The organism is Bradyrhizobium yuanmingense (assembly GCF_025200905.1).
Lineage (GTDB): Bacteria > Pseudomonadota > Alphaproteobacteria > Rhizobiales > Xanthobacteraceae > Bradyrhizobium > Bradyrhizobium yuanmingense.
On record NZ_CP104173.1, the window covers coordinates 3,859,997 to 3,875,022 of the forward strand.

Here is a 15,026-nt window from a genome sequence, read left to right on the forward strand (position 1 = left end):
ATGATCTTTCGGAAAACCGGTGCCCACTTTTCCGGATCATGCTCCACAGGATGTTGACGACGATGCCGAAAAAGTCCCTCCAGCTCGGCCGCGCGGTCGAATGGCCGCACACGCCGGAAGAGGCCCAACTCGACCGCGTGCCCAATCCGCAGAAAGGCACGGATTATCTGGTGCGCTTCACCGTGCCGGAATTCACCTCGCTCTGCCCGGTTACGGGCCAGCCGGATTTCGCGCATCTGATGATCGACTACGCGCCGGGGGCGTGGCTGCTGGAATCGAAATCGCTCAAGCTCTACATCGCCAGCTTCCGCAATCACGGCGCATTCCACGAGGACTGCACCGTCATGATCGGCAAGCGCATCGCCAGCGAGATCAAGCCGAAATTCCTGCGCATCGGCGGCTATTGGTATCCGCGCGGCGGCATCCCGATCGACGTGTTCTGGCAGACCGGCCGCGTGCCGAAGGGCCTGTGGGTGCCGGAGCAGGGCGTGGCGCCCTATCGCGGGCGGGGCTAGAGCATGCTCGGTCACGTGTGACCATCAAGAGAAAACGGCCTCGGTCGACAGCGACGAGGCCGCTCTCGCAGCACGGTCCTAGCTTGCCAAGCGCTGCCTCAGGCTCTGGTAGAGCGCCGTCTCGAAGTTCATATAGCCGATGAATGATGTCGGATCACCGAAGGGCAGAATCTGGGTGGCCCAGAACCCGCCGACGTTGTTCTGCCGATCGATCCAGTAGAACAGGTTGGCAAGCCCGGCCCAGCCCAGCGCGCCGGCGGGACGTCCTGTCGGGGCTTCCTCGTCGTTGACCATGAAGCTCAACGCCCAGGATTTGGATTGGCCCGGAAAGAATTCCGCATCATTGCACAGTGACGGGATGACACCCGTGATCGGCGTTACCTTCCTGTCGCCCAGATGGTTCTTTTCCGCCATCCGAACGGTTTCGGCTTTCAGCACGCGGCCGTGTTCGCCAACCCCGTCATTCAGCCACATGCGGATGAAACGCATGTAGTCGCCGACCGTGCCGTACAGGCCGTGGCCGCCCATATGGACTTCGGGCTTTGCTGGAAGCTCGAAATCCATCGGCGCCAGGGACCCGTCGGCATTCCGCGCGTGGATGCCGGCCAGTTTCTGGCGCATCGCATCGGTCAGCTCGAAGGTCATGTCCTCGATCCCGAGCGGTTCGAAGATGCGCGTCTTGAAGACTTCACCGAGTCGCTTGCCCGTGATGGCCTCGACGATCTGGCCGCACCAGTCGAGATTCGTCCCATAGTCCCAGCGCTCGCCGGGATCGAACAGCAGCGGGGTCATCAGGGAGGCCTTGGTCGCGGTGATCACGCTGGGCTGCCCCTTCTCCTGCGCCAGCCGGTTGTAGGTGTGGTTGATGAAATCGTAGCTCAGGCCCGCCGTGTGGGTCATCAGCATGCGCGTGGTGATATCGCGCTTCGGTGCACGCAGGATCGGCTCGCCCGCTGCATCGAAGCCCTCGATCACCTGCAGCTTTCCGATCTCGTTCGCGTAACGCTTCGCGGGCGCATCGAGATCGAGCTTGCCCTCCTCGACGAGTTGCAGAACGGCCGTGCCGGTAATCGCCTTGGTGGTGGAGAAAAGGGCAAAGACGCTGTCGGTGGTCATGTCCGCCGGCCGATCGAGACGGCGTTTGCCGGCTGCGCCTTCATAGATGTTGCGCCGGCGGTCCGTCATCATCGCGACAACGCCGGGCACGCGCGGCGTGGATGTGACGACGCCGTCGAGAACGGCATCTGCCGTCGCGCCAAAATTCATGATCATGATCGTCCTCCCGTGCTGGATTGTTTGATGTAGTCGACGCTCGCGTCGCGAGCGCTCATTGCATCGCGAAGCCCTCGTAACCGTTCACCGCGACCTCGTCGCACTTCTGTCGATACGCGCCGACGCCGCCGCAGTACGACAGGACACGGCGCGGCTTGCCTTCGACGTTCGAGCCCAGGTACCAGGAATTGGTTTTCGCGATCAGCGTCGCGTTTGCGATCTCATCGTGATGGGCCACCCAGCTGTCCTGGGCGTCCTTTGTCGGCTCGACCACCTTCAGATCCTTGCTGCGCATGTACTTGATGCAGTCATCGATCCATTCGACCTGCTGCTGCAGGCACGTGGTCATGTTGCACAGCGCAGCCGATGGAGCGAGCGGAACGGCGGTCGTGAACAGGTTGGGATAGCCGTGAACCTGCAGGCCCATCGTGGTGCGGATGTCCCTGCCCCAGTCCTCCCTCAGCGATCGGCCGTCGCGACCCCTGATATCGATGCGCGTCAAGGCACCGGTGCCGGCGTCGAAGCCGGTTGCTAGGATAATGACATCCAGCTCATGGACCGTACCGTCAGCGGTCTGAATACCAGTGGGCGTGACGCGATCGATCGGATTGCTCTTGACGCTGACGATCTCGACGTTGGGGCGATGGAAGGCCTCGAGGAAGTTCTGCTCGAGCGGCACACGGTGCGTTCCGAAGCCATAATCGGCAGGAATCAACGCATCGCACAGTTTCGGATCCTCGAGCCGCTCGCGCATCTTCCCGCGCACGAATTCGGAGATCTCGGCATTGACCTCCGGGTCGAAGAACAGCTCGGCGAACGAGGATATCCATAGCTTCAGAGAACCGTCATTCCAGCAGGCCTCGATCACCGCGCGGCGGCGCTCCGGCGTGAGGTCTGCCCAGGCGTGCTCGAAGTCGTATTCAAAGCCGGTGAATGTGCGCGGCAGGCGTTCGGTGAGTGACTTGAATCTCGACTTGTAGTCCACGACCTCCGCGGCCCCAAATTTCGGATTCTTCATCGGGATGATGTATTGCGGCGTCCGGATGAACACCTTGAGATGGCCGACATCGCCGGCGATCGTCTGGATGACCTGGATGCCGGTCGCACCGTTGCCGATGACTCCGACGCGCTTGCCTGCGAGGTCGACAGGCTGCTCCGGCCAGCGCGCCGTATGGAACAACCGTCCCTTGAAAGTCTCCTGCCCCGGAAAGGATACGTAGGGAGCCGACAGCATGCCGCAGCAGGTGACCAGAAACTGGGTGTCGATCACGTCGCCCCGGTCGGTCGTGACCAGCCAGCGCTGCGTGGCCTCGTTGAAGTGCGCGCTCTTGACCGTCGTACTGAACTGGATGTCCTTGCGCAGATCGAGACGGTCGGCGACGTAGTTCATCCAGCGCTCGATTTCGGGCTGGCCCGGAAACTTCTCGCTCCAGCTCCAATCCTTGTAGAGCTCCTCGGAGAAAAGATACTGATAGATGTAGGCCTCGGAGTCGAAGCGCGCGCCGGGATATCGATTCCAATACCACGTGCCGCCTACGCCTGACGCGGCGTCGATCCCCCTGACGCTCAATCCCTGCTCGCGCAGACGATAGAGTTGATAGAGCCCGGCGACGCCGGCTCCGACAACCACGGCATCGAATCTCGCTGGTCCATGCGAACCGTTGCTTCCATTGGATTTGGTCAGGGCTTCCGCCATTTCTTCCTCCTCGGTGATTTTTGACTGCGCACGACCTTCCCCATCCGTCATACGATCGGATGGTGGTGCAGCGCGTCATTGTTGATCCCATCAGTGCGGGACGGGGGAAGCTATGAGTATTCCGGCGGCTGGAGCTTGAACAAATCGGACAATTCTTTGAACGAAGCCGGACGTCCGTTGCCGGTTCTGCAGTTCGGCAACGCGGCTCGCTTGGCAAATGGCAAAACCGGCTTATGCTCGTCTCCGCCGTTCGGCCAATGAGAAGCAGAAGCGGTCAACCGCGCCTTAGAATCAGGGAAGGAGTCGCGCGCGATGGGCCAATTAATCACGGTTGAGGAGCTCCCCCGCTACGCTCCCGGCCAATTGATGCTGGACAGTTCCGCCGTGGGCAAGGCTGACTTTCGGTTGCGCGTCTTCCGCTATGCGCCGTCCGACATCTGGGTGCCGCCGTCCGAGAATTTCCTGATCGTCGTCTATCGCGAAGGCACCACGTCAATGAACCGCCGTGTGACCGGCGCGTGGAAGCAGGATCACGTCGGACGCGGTGTCACAACCCTGCTGACACGTGCGGAGCCTTCGAACTGGCGCTGGAGCAATGACCTCGAAGTCAGCCATTTCTACATCTCGCCGAGCCTGATGACGAAGACCGCGAGCGAGGCATTCGACCGCGAGTCAGAAGGCGTCGAACTCCACGATCTGCTCAGGATCGAAGATCCGGTGCTGACCTGGATCGGCGACCGGATGGTGCAGGAAGTGTCCGAAGGCGGCCCGGGCGGCCGGCTCTGCTACGATGCGCTGGCACTTCAGGCGAGCGTGCACATCTTGCGAAAATACGCCTCGGTTGAATTCAAGCTGCCCTGCTCGCAGGGGCGCTTCAGGCCAGCGCATGCAAGGCTGATCGAGGACTATGTCGAACAGAACATCTCCAGGAACATCACGCTCGAGGAGCTAGCCAACATCTGCAACTGCTCGCCGGTGCAGTTCGCGCGCAAGTTCCAGGTGCACTATGGCATGCGGCCGCATGCCTATGTCCTGAGCCGCAAGGTGGAGCGCGCCCGCCAACATCTGCGCAAGGATCGGCTCGCCCTGAAGGAAATTGCCCTCTTGAGCGGATTTTCCGATCAAAGCCATCTCAATCGGATTTTCCGCAGACACATGAACGTCACGCCGGCTGAGTATCGCAAGAGCTGCGCGAGCTAGCCTCCTCCGCCCAGTGTGACGTGGACGAAGTGAGACAGCCCCCACCCGTGTTCCGCGCAAGGTGCAGCGCGAAACGCTGCGCCCCGCACAGCCGGGACCGAGCGCCACGAATTCCGGACCCCGGATCAGCAACGCACCACGCCGCAAGTGCGGCGCGCTGCGTCGCATCAGGGGAACGAAAAATAATGTCTCGGTATAGTCAGTAGGCGCTCAGCAAATCCACCTTGGCATTCGCCAGCACCAGCCGCCGCGCCAGGATGGCGGCAAGATTGCGCATGATCTTCAACGACGTTTCCGGGTGCAGCCGGCGGTAATCGGCAAAGCTGTCGAGCGGCAGTTCGAGGCAGGTGACGGGCGTGTCGGCGAAAGACGTCGGCGCTGCGGCTGTGCTCCAGGATCGCCATCTCGCCGAATTCCATGCGGGACCATGCGAGGCGAGCCGCACGTCGCTCCGCAGCTCGCGTGGTGGGCGGGGACGTCCCGCCCACCCGCTTTTTCATTCGCGTCAGGTGATCGCAATCGGACAGCCATTGCTGCCGGTAGCGCCTTTGATCGGCGACGGCGTGAAGCAGTAGACGAACTGGTACTTCCTGTCGGCAATCAACTCGTCGAAGATCAGGTTCTCGTGGTTGAGAATGCCGTGCTTGGTCTGCAATTCGGCGTGAACCACGAAGGCGAGCGACTTGTCGGGGTTGGGCACCACTTCGACCGCCCAGGTGTCGGCCGCAGTCAGCGCGAGATCCTTCTCGATGATCCACCTCGCGGCATCGAGGCCGATCCCAGGCTCGCCGCTATTGTAGCGATCATTGTTCTTCATCCACAGGGAGCCCCAGCCGGTGTGGAACATGATCGCATCGCCTGGCTTGATGTCGCTCTCGGCGATGTTTTGCTTCGCCAGCGCCGCCTTGATATCGGCCGAGGTGATCTCCTGGCCGGCGTCCATCATGCCGCCCTTCAGCGCGACCATATCGATCAGGTGGGCGCGTGTGAACAGCGGTTTGAGCTTCTCGGCGCCAAGCTTCTTCAGGCCGTAGGCGTCGCTGATCTCAGCGGCGGTGAAGCCGTTGTAGAAGCGCATCTCGCTCTTGTCGCCATCCTTGCCCAATTGGATACCGATATGGCCGAGTCCGTCGAATTGGGTGCCGGTCTGGCCGATTTCGGTGGCGAGAAACTCGTCGTGATAGACGAGCTTGTTGTCGCCGAACGGGCCGCCAGTCGGCCCGCCGGGAATGCGCAACGAGAATGCGCGGGCGCCGAACAACGGCATGCCTTGTTCGTATACGCGGCCGATCTTGTAAATCTTGCCATCCTTGATCCACTTCACCGCATCAAGAACCTTCGCCGGCGTGATGTGGTTCGACGCGCCAGCCTCGTCGTCCTTGCCCCATTTCGAGGGCCACCAAGGTCTGTCCACGCCCTTTGGCATCGCCGGGGTTTGGGCCTGGGCCGCGGTAATCGGTGCAAGTGAGAACTTGCCGTGCATCGCACCTGCGAATGCCGCGCCAGCCGCACCAGCAAGACCCGCCGTGCGGAGCAAGGTCCGCCGATCGGTCGCGGCACCGCCCTTCTCTTCGTCGCCTTTGGTGTCGTCCATCGCTTCCTCCCGGGTTGTGCCCGCTGAGATCGGGCTTAAGATCCTGTTTTCGGAATGCTCGTCCTCCATTAGGCTGTTGTCCAGCGACAAAAATAAGACCAGGGTTGAGGACGCCGATGAGCCTGTTCGAGAGCGACAAATCCGCCGAGCGGATTCCGGTGTCACTGATCACCGGCTTTCTTGGCAGCGGCAAGACGACACTGCTCAACCGCCTGCTGCGCCATGACGCGATGAAGGACAGCGCCGTCGTCATCAATGAATATGGCGAGGTCAGCCTCGACCACCTCCTCGTGGAACGCGTGGACGGCGAGGTCGCCGTGCTCGCGAGCGGTTGTATTTGCTGCACTATTCGCAGCGATCTGGAAGAGACCCTGCGCGCGCTGCTGGTGCGCCGCGATCGTGGCGAGGTACCGCCGTTCCGCAGGATTTTGGTCGAGACAACGGGGTTGGCTGACCCCGCTCCCATCGCTCAGCTGCTGCTGAACAACCCCTTGGTGTCGCATTTCCTTCGGCTAGACACCGTGGTGACCACCGTCGACGCGGTCAATGCAGCGCGGCAGCTCGACCGCCAATACGAGGCGGTGAAGCAGGTCGCGCTCGCTGACCGGCTGCTGATCACCAAGCGCGATTTGGTCAACGATACTGACGCACTGGACTTGCGGCTTCGTCGGCTCAATCCCAGCGCCAGGATCGAGAACGTGGCGCATGGCGAGGTCGATCCGGCTCAACTGTTCGGCGCCGCCCTCATTGACCCCGAAAAGAAGACAGCCGATATCGAGCGCTGGCTCAACGAGCAGGCGTTCGCCGACGTCGCCAAGGCTGCACATGAGAGCGGCCACCATCATGATGACGGTCATGCCCATCACGAGCATCATAGCCACGATGCCTCGATCCTTAACTTCATGATCGCATTCGACGATCCCCTTGACTGGATGGCCGTATCGCGCTGGCTCGCGCATCTGCGCGCCACCCGGGGCGAGGACCTCTTGCGGGTCAAGGGCATCTTGAATCTTCGCGATGAAGAGACGCCGGTCGCGGTTCATGGCGTCCACCACGTCTTCCATCCGCCGGTGGCGCTTGCAAAATGGCCCCATGCTGCCGACCGCCGTTCGCGCATCGTGTTCATCACCCGTGGCATTACGCGTCACGAGGTGCTTGACCTCTGGCAGGAGGCCTACGCGAGCGCCTGAGCGCCACAAGGACTGCTTGCGAAGCTTTTTGAGAGGGCGCTTCGTCCGGACGCGCCCTCAGACGCGCGCATCTGACGGCGCCCGCTGCTTGAGCAGCCGCGCGCAGACGAGGCCGAGCAGCACCATGATCGCGGCGCTCGCCGACAGGGTCGCCGTCTTGCCGGCATGCTGGAGCCCGAAGCCGTAGGCGAGCGGCCCCACCGTCTGCCCCATGAAGAAGAAGAACGAATGCAGCGACATTGCGGTGGCGCGCGCCTCGACCGAGAGCTCGCTGGCGAAGACCTGGAGACAGCCATGGGCGATGTAGAAGCCCCAGCCCATCACGACGAGATTCAGCGCCTGCACTTCCCAGCGTGGACCGAAGGCGACGGCGATGAGCTGTGACGCCACCAGCGTCATCCCTGCGATCATCATGCCCTTCACGCCGAGCCAAGGCAGCAGGCGCGACACCGTAAGCGTGTAGAACAGGCCGCCGACCGCAAAGCCGGCGATGACGATGCCGGCGATCGACAGCGAGGTCTGGCCGAGCTCGAACAGGAACGAAGCGATGTAAGGAAACAGGCCGAGCACGCAGCAGCCTTCGATGAACACAGCCGAATAGCAGACATAGGCATTCGGGTTGGTGAAGATGGTGCGATAGCCGGCCTTCAGCGCCGAGAGGCTCGTCTTCGGCGGATGCTTGACCTTGGCGCCACGAAAGCCGGCCGCGACCGCGATCGATGCGATGATCACGAGGACACCGAGCACCGCCAGCACGCCCCGCCAGCCGAGGAAATCACCGATCAGGCCTGAGGCCGAGGCGCCGAGCAGATTGCCCGTCATGGCGCCGGCGAGCGTGCGGCTGATCGCAACCTGGCGTTTCTCGGGACCGACGAGATCGCTGGTCAGGCTGAGCGCCACCGGAAATACGCCGCCGGAGCCGATGCCCGCGAGGATGCGAGTTGCGAACAGAACCGAGAACGACGTCGAGAATGCGCCCAGGATGTTCGCGAAGCCGAGCAGCGCGAGGCAGCCGATCATCAGCCGGGTCTTGCCGAACAGGTCGGCGGCGGCCCCGATGATCGGCTGGATGATCGAGAAGGTGAAGGCGAACACCGCGGCAAAGCCCGCGGCGGTCGCGATGCTGACGCCAAAATCCTCGGCGACGTGCGGCAGCACCGGATCGAGCGCGCGGGCCGACAAGGCAGCGGCAAAGCTTGCGCCTGAGATGACGTAGAGCGCCGTCGGCAAGCCGTGATCTTGCGGCCGCGCCTCACTCTGCTGCATCAGCGCGGATTCTTTGCCAGCGCGTCGAACGCCATCAGCCGGGCGATGAGCCCCTCGAACTCGCGCAGCGGCACCATGTTAGGACCGTCGGAAGGCGCGCGATCGGGATCGGGATGGGTCTCGATGAAGACGCCGGCAACGCCGACCGCGACAGCTGCACGCGCCAGCACCGGGACGAATTCGCGCTCGCCGCCCGAGGACGTCCCCTTCCCGCCCGGCTGCTGCACCGAATGGGTGGCGTCGAAGATCACGGGCGCGCCGGTGGTGCGCGCCAGGATCGGCAGCGCGCGCATGTCGGAGACGAGCGTGTTGTAGCCGAACGAGGCGCCACGCTCGGTGACGAGCACGTTGGGATTGCCAGCGCTCGTGATCTTGGTCACGACATTGGCCATGTCCCAGGGTGCCAGGAACTGACCTTTCTTGACGTTGACGACCTTGCCGGTCGCGGCCGCCGCTAGCAGCAGATCGGTCTGCCGGCACAGAAAGGCTGGAATCTGCAGGATGTCCACGGCCTGCGCCACCTCGGCGCATTGCGTGGCTTCGTGCACGTCGGTCAGAACAGGCAAGCCGAGCGAGGATCGGATTTCCGCGAAGATCGGCAGCGACGGCGCAAGACCCAGCCCGCGCGCCGCCGCCGCGCTGGTGCGATTGGCCTTGTCGAACGAGGTCTTGTAGACGAGGCCGATGTTCAGCCGCTCCGCGATCTCCTTCAGCGCGGAGGCGACCTCCAGCGCATGCTGGCGGCTCTCGAGCTGGCAGGGCCCAGCAATGACCGCGATCGGCAAATCATTGCCGAACTTGACCCTGCCGATGGTGACGACCGGCGCCGCTGAATTCGAAGAGCTCAAGGCACATCCCTCGTTTCGGCGCGACCATAGCCGGCATGAGGGTCGGATCAACCCTCTTCCGCCCGGACGGTCCGAATATCAGGGTTGCGCCAGGGTTCCCTGCCCGCCGCCTGCTACTTCACCGCCGAGAAGGCGGTCGGCGCCAGGATCTGGCTGACGATGTTGGCGACGATCTGGCCGTCGGCTTCGCTCTCGGCGCGCGCCTTCATCCAGTCCGGATCGGTCATGAACGCGCCCCACTTCTTCTCGCGCTCGGCAAGCGAGTCCCAGGCGAGGAAATAGGTCAGCTCCTGGTTGGATTCGCCGATCAGGGTGGTGAAGAACCCGGCCTGCTTGATGCCATGCTTCTCCCAGATCTTCAGCGTGGCGGTCTCGAACCGCTTGAGCAATGCCGGTAGGCGGCCGGGCACGCAACGATAGACGCGCATTTCGTAGATCATTCTTGCTCCCTCCCTGACAGGAGCGGCGGTTATACCCGCTGGCCACAACTCTGTCTTGAGCCTCACCCGGGGCCCCCTCATGGCGTTCCATGCATAGCTCGATAGCGCGGGGCCGGCGCTCTTGATAATGTGCAGGCTCGGTCAGGGCGCATCAGCCGCCGACGGCCCGAGAGCAATCGGCAAAACGACCGAAGCGATCAAAGGGGGCGAAGGCAATGACCTATTTTGATCTCGGACCCTACAGCCGCAAAATCACCACGACTTCGCCCGATGCGCAGCTCTGGTTTGACCGAGGGCTCAACTGGGTGTTCGGATTCAACCATGGCGAGGCGATCAAATGTTTTCGCAAGGCGCTCGAGTTCGATAGCAGCTGCGCGATGGCGCATTGGGGCATCGGCTACGCCGCGGGTCCCAACTACAACCTGCCCTGGGTCCGCTATGACGCACAAGGCCGTCAATTGGCGCTGGCGGGATCATACGATGCGACGCAGGACGCCCTCGCGCAGGCGGAGAGGGCGAGCCCGGTCGAGCAAGCGCTGATCCGCGCCTTGTCGGCGCGCTATCCGCAGCGTGACGCGATCGAGGACATGGCGCCGTGGGACAAGGCCTTCACGCGAGAGATGCGAAAGGTCTTCGCCACGTATCCCGAAGATCTCGAGGTCCGAGCCATCTTTGCCGAATCGATCATGAACGAGACGCCGTGGCTGATGTGGGACCTTGAGTCTGGAGAACCCACCAAGGGCGCTGGCACCGAGGAATGCAGGGCCGTGCTCGAACAAGCTTTCGATCGATGGCCGGCTGCGTGGAATCATCCGGGGCTGCTCCATCTCTACGTCCACCTCATGGAGATGTCGCCCTTCCCGCAAAAGGCGATGCGGGCTGGGGACCGGCTGCGCGGGATCGCCCCCGATAGCGGCCATCTGATCCACATGCCGACGCATCTCGACGTGCTGTGCGGGCAGTACAACGACGTCCTGCTCTACAATCAGAAGGCGCTGGCGACCGACCGCAGATTCCTCGCTTATTCGGACGATCCGGGTGTCTACCTGGTCTATGTCATCCACAACTTCCACTTCGCCATCTACGGCGCGATGTTCCTGGGTCAATACGCCCCCGCTATCGCAGCGGCCGAGGAACTCATTGCCACCGTGCCCGAGCCAGTGCTGCGCATTCAATCGCCCCCCATGGCGGACTTCCTGGAAGGCTACTTGACGATGAAGCAGCACGTTCTCGTGCGTTTCGGCAAATGGCACGACATCATTGCCCAACAGCTGCCGGAGGATCGAGAGCTATACTGCTCTGTGACGGCGATGATCCACTACGCCAAGGCGGTGGCTCATTCAGCGCTTGGCCACGTCACTGAGGCCGAAACCGAGAAAGCGTTGTTCGCTCAGGCGAAGACACGCGTGCCGGAGAGCCGGCTCGTGCACAACAACAAGGTCGTCGCCCTGCTCGGCGTGGCCGAAGCGATGTTGAATGGCGAACTGGAATATCGCAAAGCCAATTACGACTTCGCGTTCGCTGAGCTGCGCAGATCGGTCGCACTCAGCGACGCCTTGCCCTATGACGAGCCGTGGGGATGGATGCAGCCACCGCGTCACGCACTCGGTGCGCTGCTGCTGGAGCAGGGACGGATCGAGGAAGCCGAGGCGGTGTACCGTTCCGATCTCGGCCTCGCTGGAAAGCTGAGCCGGGCCTGCCAGCATCCCGACAATCTGTGGTCGCTTCACGGCTTGCACGAATGTCTCATGCGGCGTGGCGACAGCGCCGAGAGGCCGCTGATCAAGCAGCGACTTGACCTCGCCCAGTCGCGCGCGGAGGTGCCGATCAAGGCATCTTGCTTCTGCCGCAGGATGGACATCGCGGCCGCGTAGCCGGACGTGCGAGCAAGACTTTGTCAGGGCAGACCGAGCCGGCTATACCAGCCGGCTCTGCTTCGCCGCCGCCTCGATGAACGAAGCGAACAGCGGATGCGGCTCAAAGGGGCGCGACTTCAGCTCGGGGTGGAACTGGACGCCGATGAACCAGGGGTGATCCTCGTACTCGACGATTTCAGGCAGCACGCCGTCGGGCGAGAGGCCTGAGAACTTCAAGCCGTGCTGCTCGAGGCGGTCCTTGTAGGCGGTGTTGACCTCGTAGCGATGGCGGTGACGCTCGGAGATTTCGGTCGCGCCGCCATAGACCTGCGAGACGCGGCTGCCGCGATTGAGCGTTGCAGGATAGGCGCCAAGCCGCATCGTGCCGCCGAGGTCGCCTGCCTGCGAGCGCTTCTCGAGCTCGTTGCCGCGCAGCCATTCCGTCATCAGGCCGACCAGCGGCTCCTTGGTCGGGCCGAACTCGGTGGAGTTGGCGTCCTCGATGCCGACGAGGTTTCGCGCGGCCTCGATCACCGCCATCTGCATGCCGAAGCAGATGCCGAAATACGGCACGTCGCGCTCGCGCGCGAACTGCGCCGCCCTGATCTTGCCCTCTGCGCCGCGCTGGCCGAATCCGCCGGGCACCAGGATGCCGTTGACGTGCTCGAGGAACGGCGCCGGATCCTCCTTCTCGAAGATCTCGCTCTCGATCCAGTCGAGATTGACCTTCACCTTGTTGGCGATGCCGCCATGCGAGAGCGCCTCGATCAGCGACTTATACGCATCCTTCATGCCGGTGTACTTGCCGACGATGGCGATGGTGACGTTGCCCTCGGGATTGCGGATGCGCTCGTTGATCTCCTGCCAGCTGCGCAGCTCCGGCGGAATCCGCGAGCCGATGCCGAAGGCAGCGAGCACTTCGTCGTCGAGGCCCGCATTGTGGTAGGCCTCGGGGACCGCGTAGATGTTGTCGACGTCGCGCGCCTCGATCACGGCGCTTTCGCGCACGTTGCAGAACAGCCCGAGCTTGCGCCGCTCTTCCTTCGGGATCTCGCGGTCGGTGCGGCAGAGCAGGATGTCCGGCTGGATGCCGATCGAGCGCAGCTCCTTCACCGAGTGCTGCGTCGGCTTCGTCTTCAATTCGCCGGCGCTGGGAATATAGGGCAGCAGCGTCAGATGGATGTAGACGGCGTGATCGCGCGGCAGCTCGTTCTTGAGCTGGCGGATCGCCTCGAAGAACGGCAGGCCCTCGATGTCGCCGACGGTGCCGCCAATCTCGACCAGCACGAAGTCGTAATCGTCGTTGCCGTCGAGGACGAATTCCTTGATGGCATTGGTGACGTGCGGAACCACCTGGATGGTCGCGCCGAGATAATCGCCGCGGCGCTCCTTGGAGATGATGTCCTGGTAGATGCGTCCGGTCGTGATGTTGTCGGCCTTGGTCGCGGGACGGCCGGTGAAGCGCTCGTAGTGACCGAGATCGAGATCGGTCTCCGCGCCGTCATCGGTCACGAACACTTCGCCGTGCTGATACGGCGACATCGTTCCGGGATCGAGGTTGAGATAGGGGTCGAGCTTGCGGAGGCGGACCTTGTAGCCTCGGGCCTGCAGCAGGGCACCCAGTGCCGCCGAAGCCAGACCCTTGCCGAGCGAAGAAACCACGCCGCCGGTGATGAATATGTACCGCGCCATGGGACTTAACCTCTAATCCCCTAAATACGATTCGCCAAAGCGATTCGTATTCCGCCCCAAAGATTTTGCGGGCCTGTGGGTGAGCCGAAACGAAGAGTGATGACAGTGCCTTGATGGGGATTGTTGATGCAGGACGGTAGCCACCGCCCTGCATGGCCCCCCTGCTTTATTGCGAGCGCGGCACCTGAGGACCGGTCGGAGCCGGCGCCTGCTGCTGCTCGTCGGCCTTCTTCAGCGAATCCAGGATGCCGCCCGAGGTCGGCGGCGCGATGGGCGACCCGCCGGCCGGCTGGGTCTGCGAGGGCTGGCCGATGATCGACGACGGCTTGCGGTCGTAACCGGCATACCAGGACAGGAACAGGCTGGTGAGGAAGAAGCCGACGGCCAGGATCGCGGTGGTCCGCGTCAGAAGGTTCGCCGTGCCGCGGCTCGACATGAAGCCCGCGCCGCCGCCCATGCCGAGGCCGCCGCCTTCCGACTTCTGGAGCAGGACGGCACCGATCATGACGGCGACGATCATGAGGTGGATGACGATGACAACGGTCTGCATGATATCCTTCCGTCACAAGCGGGCGGCGCCTGACGGCGGCCGATCGCGCTTCGCGGGTTTTCCTGAAGTTGCGCGGTGTTACACGATCGGAGGTGGCATTGCCACCCCCGATCGGGCCCGGTCCCGCGGTTTGGACTTAGCTAGGGGCAGCCCTTAGCGATCGCAAGGAAATCGGCCGCCTTCAGGCTGGCACCGCCGACCAGAGCCCCGTTGACGTTCTTCACCGCCATCAGTTCGGCCGCGTTCGAGGGCTTGACCGAGCCGCCGTAGAGGATTCGCATCTTCGCGCCCTCAGCCTTGAACCTGATGGTCAGGAGTTCCCGGATAAACCCATGAATCTGCTCGACATCCTTGGCTGTGGGGGTCAGCCCGGTGCCGATCGCCCAGACCGGCTCATAGGCCACGACCAGATTGGCCGCCGTCGAGCCCTCTGGCAGCGAGCCGTCGAGCTGGCCGCGCAGGATGTCCAGGGTCTGGCCGGCGTCGCGCTGGCCCTGCGTTTCGCCGATGCAGACGACCGCAACGGCCCCGGCGCGCCAGGCCGCCTCGGCCTTCTGCCGGATCAGCGCGTCGCCCTCCCCGTGGTCGGCGCGGCGCTCGGAATGGCCGACGATGATGGCGGTCGCGCCTGCATCGGCGAGCATTTCGGCGGCGATATCGCCGGTGTGGGCGCCGGAGGCCTTGGAGTGGCAGTCCTGGGCCCCGACCGCGACCTTCTTGCCGCGCGCCTTCTCGGCGAACGCCGCAACCAGGGTCGCCGGCGGGCAGACCAGCAGGTCGGCCTTGCCAGCCACGTCTGCCGCGCCGTTGAGCATGGCGTCGAATTCAGCAGCCTGGGCTTTCAGGCCGTTCATTTTCCAATTGCCCGCGATCAGCGGTCGGATGGCGTCGGTCATGTCAATGTCCA

The 15,026-nt window shown here is 63.3% G+C and carries 14 protein-coding genes; 4 read left to right on the forward strand and 10 right to left on the reverse strand.

The genetic code is table 11. From position 1 onward, the window contains the following. Positions 1-38: 38 nt before the first annotated feature. Entirely contained in the window at positions 39-515 is a 477-nt protein-coding gene (gene queF / locus N2605_RS18150; RefSeq protein ID WP_260347380.1) for a preQ(1) synthase, read from the forward strand. Between the two features lie 78 nt (positions 516-593). On the opposite strand, the gene acmB is transcribed toward queF, so the two are convergent. Together acmB and N2605_RS18160 are read right to left on the reverse strand one after the other, a co-directional pair. Then, positions 594-1,787 carry a methyl acetate hydrolase AcmB gene (gene acmB / locus N2605_RS18155; RefSeq protein WP_260347381.1) on the reverse strand — a complete coding sequence of 398 codons (1,194 nt, stop codon included), beginning with the start codon at positions 1,785-1,787 and terminating at the stop codon, positions 594-596. A 55-nt stretch (positions 1,788-1,842) separates the two neighbouring features. Further along, positions 1,843-3,483: a flavin-containing monooxygenase gene (locus N2605_RS18160; protein WP_260347383.1), complete on the reverse strand. Its 1,641-nt coding sequence runs from the start codon at positions 3,481-3,483 to the stop codon at positions 1,843-1,845. A gap of 312 nt (positions 3,484-3,795) precedes the next feature. Here N2605_RS18160 and N2605_RS18165 point away from each other — a divergent pair, with 312 nt between their 5' ends. Beyond that, positions 3,796-4,683 carry a helix-turn-helix domain-containing protein gene (locus tag N2605_RS18165; RefSeq protein WP_225156893.1) on the forward strand — a complete coding sequence of 296 codons (888 nt, stop codon included), beginning with the start codon at positions 3,796-3,798 and terminating at the stop codon, positions 4,681-4,683. 199 nt (positions 4,684-4,882) lie between these two features. Here the strand turns inward: N2605_RS18165 and N2605_RS18170 are convergent, their stop codons facing one another. Both N2605_RS18170 and N2605_RS18175 read right to left on the reverse strand, forming a co-directional pair. Further along, the gene (locus N2605_RS18170) at positions 4,883-5,128 is read right to left on the reverse strand and encodes a cyclic nucleotide-binding domain-containing protein (protein ID WP_260347384.1); all 246 of its coding nucleotides are present in this window, start codon (positions 5,126-5,128) and stop codon (positions 4,883-4,885) included. A gap of 60 nt (positions 5,129-5,188) precedes the next feature. After that, the gene (locus N2605_RS18175; protein WP_225156895.1) at positions 5,189-6,277 is read right to left on the reverse strand and encodes a cyclase family protein; all 1,089 of its coding nucleotides are present in this window, start codon (positions 6,275-6,277) and stop codon (positions 5,189-5,191) included. Positions 6,278-6,393: 116 nt separating this feature from the next. Between N2605_RS18175 and N2605_RS18180 the strand changes: the two genes are divergently transcribed. Beyond that, a complete protein-coding gene (locus N2605_RS18180; protein WP_050995938.1) occupies positions 6,394-7,467 on the forward strand; it encodes a CobW family GTP-binding protein in 1,074 nt (357 codons plus the stop codon). A gap of 57 nt (positions 7,468-7,524) precedes the next feature. Here N2605_RS18180 and N2605_RS18185 read toward each other — a convergent pair whose 3' ends face one another. From N2605_RS18185 to N2605_RS18195, 3 genes are all read right to left on the reverse strand, one after another. Beyond that, positions 7,525-8,733, reverse strand: a complete 1,209-nt coding sequence (locus N2605_RS18185; RefSeq protein ID WP_260347385.1) for an MFS transporter — start codon at positions 8,731-8,733, stop codon at positions 7,525-7,527. Continuing rightward, positions 8,733-9,581, reverse strand: a complete 849-nt coding sequence (gene kdsA / locus N2605_RS18190; RefSeq protein ID WP_225133717.1) for a 3-deoxy-8-phosphooctulonate synthase — start codon at positions 9,579-9,581, stop codon at positions 8,733-8,735. The genes N2605_RS18185 and kdsA overlap by 1 nt, the downstream gene beginning before the upstream one ends. Before the next feature lie 113 nt (positions 9,582-9,694). Then, positions 9,695-10,021 carry an NIPSNAP family protein gene (locus N2605_RS18195; RefSeq protein WP_057030503.1) on the reverse strand — a complete coding sequence of 109 codons (327 nt, stop codon included), beginning with the start codon at positions 10,019-10,021 and terminating at the stop codon, positions 9,695-9,697. A 458-nt stretch (positions 10,022-10,479) separates the two neighbouring features. Between N2605_RS18195 and N2605_RS18200 the strand changes: the two genes are divergently transcribed. After that, complete coding sequence (locus N2605_RS18200) at positions 10,480-11,895, forward strand: tetratricopeptide repeat protein (RefSeq protein WP_260347386.1); 1,416 nt, start codon at positions 10,480-10,482, stop codon at positions 11,893-11,895. A 42-nt stretch (positions 11,896-11,937) separates the two neighbouring features. Here the strand turns inward: N2605_RS18200 and N2605_RS18205 are convergent, their stop codons facing one another. The 3 genes from N2605_RS18205 to tpiA all read right to left on the reverse strand — a co-directional run bounded on the left by N2605_RS18205 (position 11,938) and on the right by tpiA (position 15,015). Further along, complete coding sequence (locus N2605_RS18205) at positions 11,938-13,569, reverse strand: CTP synthase (protein WP_036025189.1); 1,632 nt, start codon at positions 13,567-13,569, stop codon at positions 11,938-11,940. A 166-nt stretch (positions 13,570-13,735) separates the two neighbouring features. Continuing rightward, positions 13,736-14,119, reverse strand: a complete 384-nt coding sequence (gene secG / locus N2605_RS18210) for a preprotein translocase subunit SecG (protein WP_036009912.1) — start codon at positions 14,117-14,119, stop codon at positions 13,736-13,738. A gap of 140 nt (positions 14,120-14,259) precedes the next feature. Continuing rightward, entirely contained in the window at positions 14,260-15,015 is a 756-nt protein-coding gene (tpiA, locus tag N2605_RS18215) for a triose-phosphate isomerase (protein ID WP_036025191.1), read from the reverse strand. Positions 15,016-15,026 lie beyond the last annotated feature (11 nt).

Excerpts from the sequence above, each read along its gene's own strand:
- N2605_RS18205 (WP_036025189.1), bottom strand. The coding sequence starts at position 13,569 with ATGGCGCGGTACATATTCATCACCGGCGGCGTGGTTTCTTCGCTCGGC.
- acmB (WP_260347381.1), bottom strand. The coding sequence starts at position 1,787 with ATGATCATGAATTTTGGCGCGACGGCAGATGCCGTTCTCGACGGCGTC.
- N2605_RS18195 (WP_057030503.1), bottom strand. The coding sequence starts at position 10,021 with ATGATCTACGAAATGCGCGTCTATCGTTGCGTGCCCGGCCGCCTACCG.
- N2605_RS18165 (WP_225156893.1), top strand. The coding sequence starts at position 3,796 with ATGGGCCAATTAATCACGGTTGAGGAGCTCCCCCGCTACGCTCCCGGC.
- N2605_RS18160 (WP_260347383.1), bottom strand. The coding sequence starts at position 3,483 with ATGGCGGAAGCCCTGACCAAATCCAATGGAAGCAACGGTTCGCATGGA.
- queF (WP_260347380.1), top strand. The coding sequence starts at position 39 with ATGCTCCACAGGATGTTGACGACGATGCCGAAAAAGTCCCTCCAGCTC.
- N2605_RS18185 (WP_260347385.1), bottom strand. The coding sequence starts at position 8,733 with ATGCAGCAGAGTGAGGCGCGGCCGCAAGATCACGGCTTGCCGACGGCG.
- N2605_RS18180 (WP_050995938.1), top strand. The coding sequence starts at position 6,394 with ATGAGCCTGTTCGAGAGCGACAAATCCGCCGAGCGGATTCCGGTGTCA.
- tpiA (WP_036025191.1), bottom strand. The coding sequence starts at position 15,015 with ATGACCGACGCCATCCGACCGCTGATCGCGGGCAATTGGAAAATGAAC.
- N2605_RS18175 (WP_225156895.1), bottom strand. The coding sequence starts at position 6,277 with ATGGACGACACCAAAGGCGACGAAGAGAAGGGCGGTGCCGCGACCGAT.
- secG (WP_036009912.1), bottom strand. The coding sequence starts at position 14,119 with ATGCAGACCGTTGTCATCGTCATCCACCTCATGATCGTCGCCGTCATG.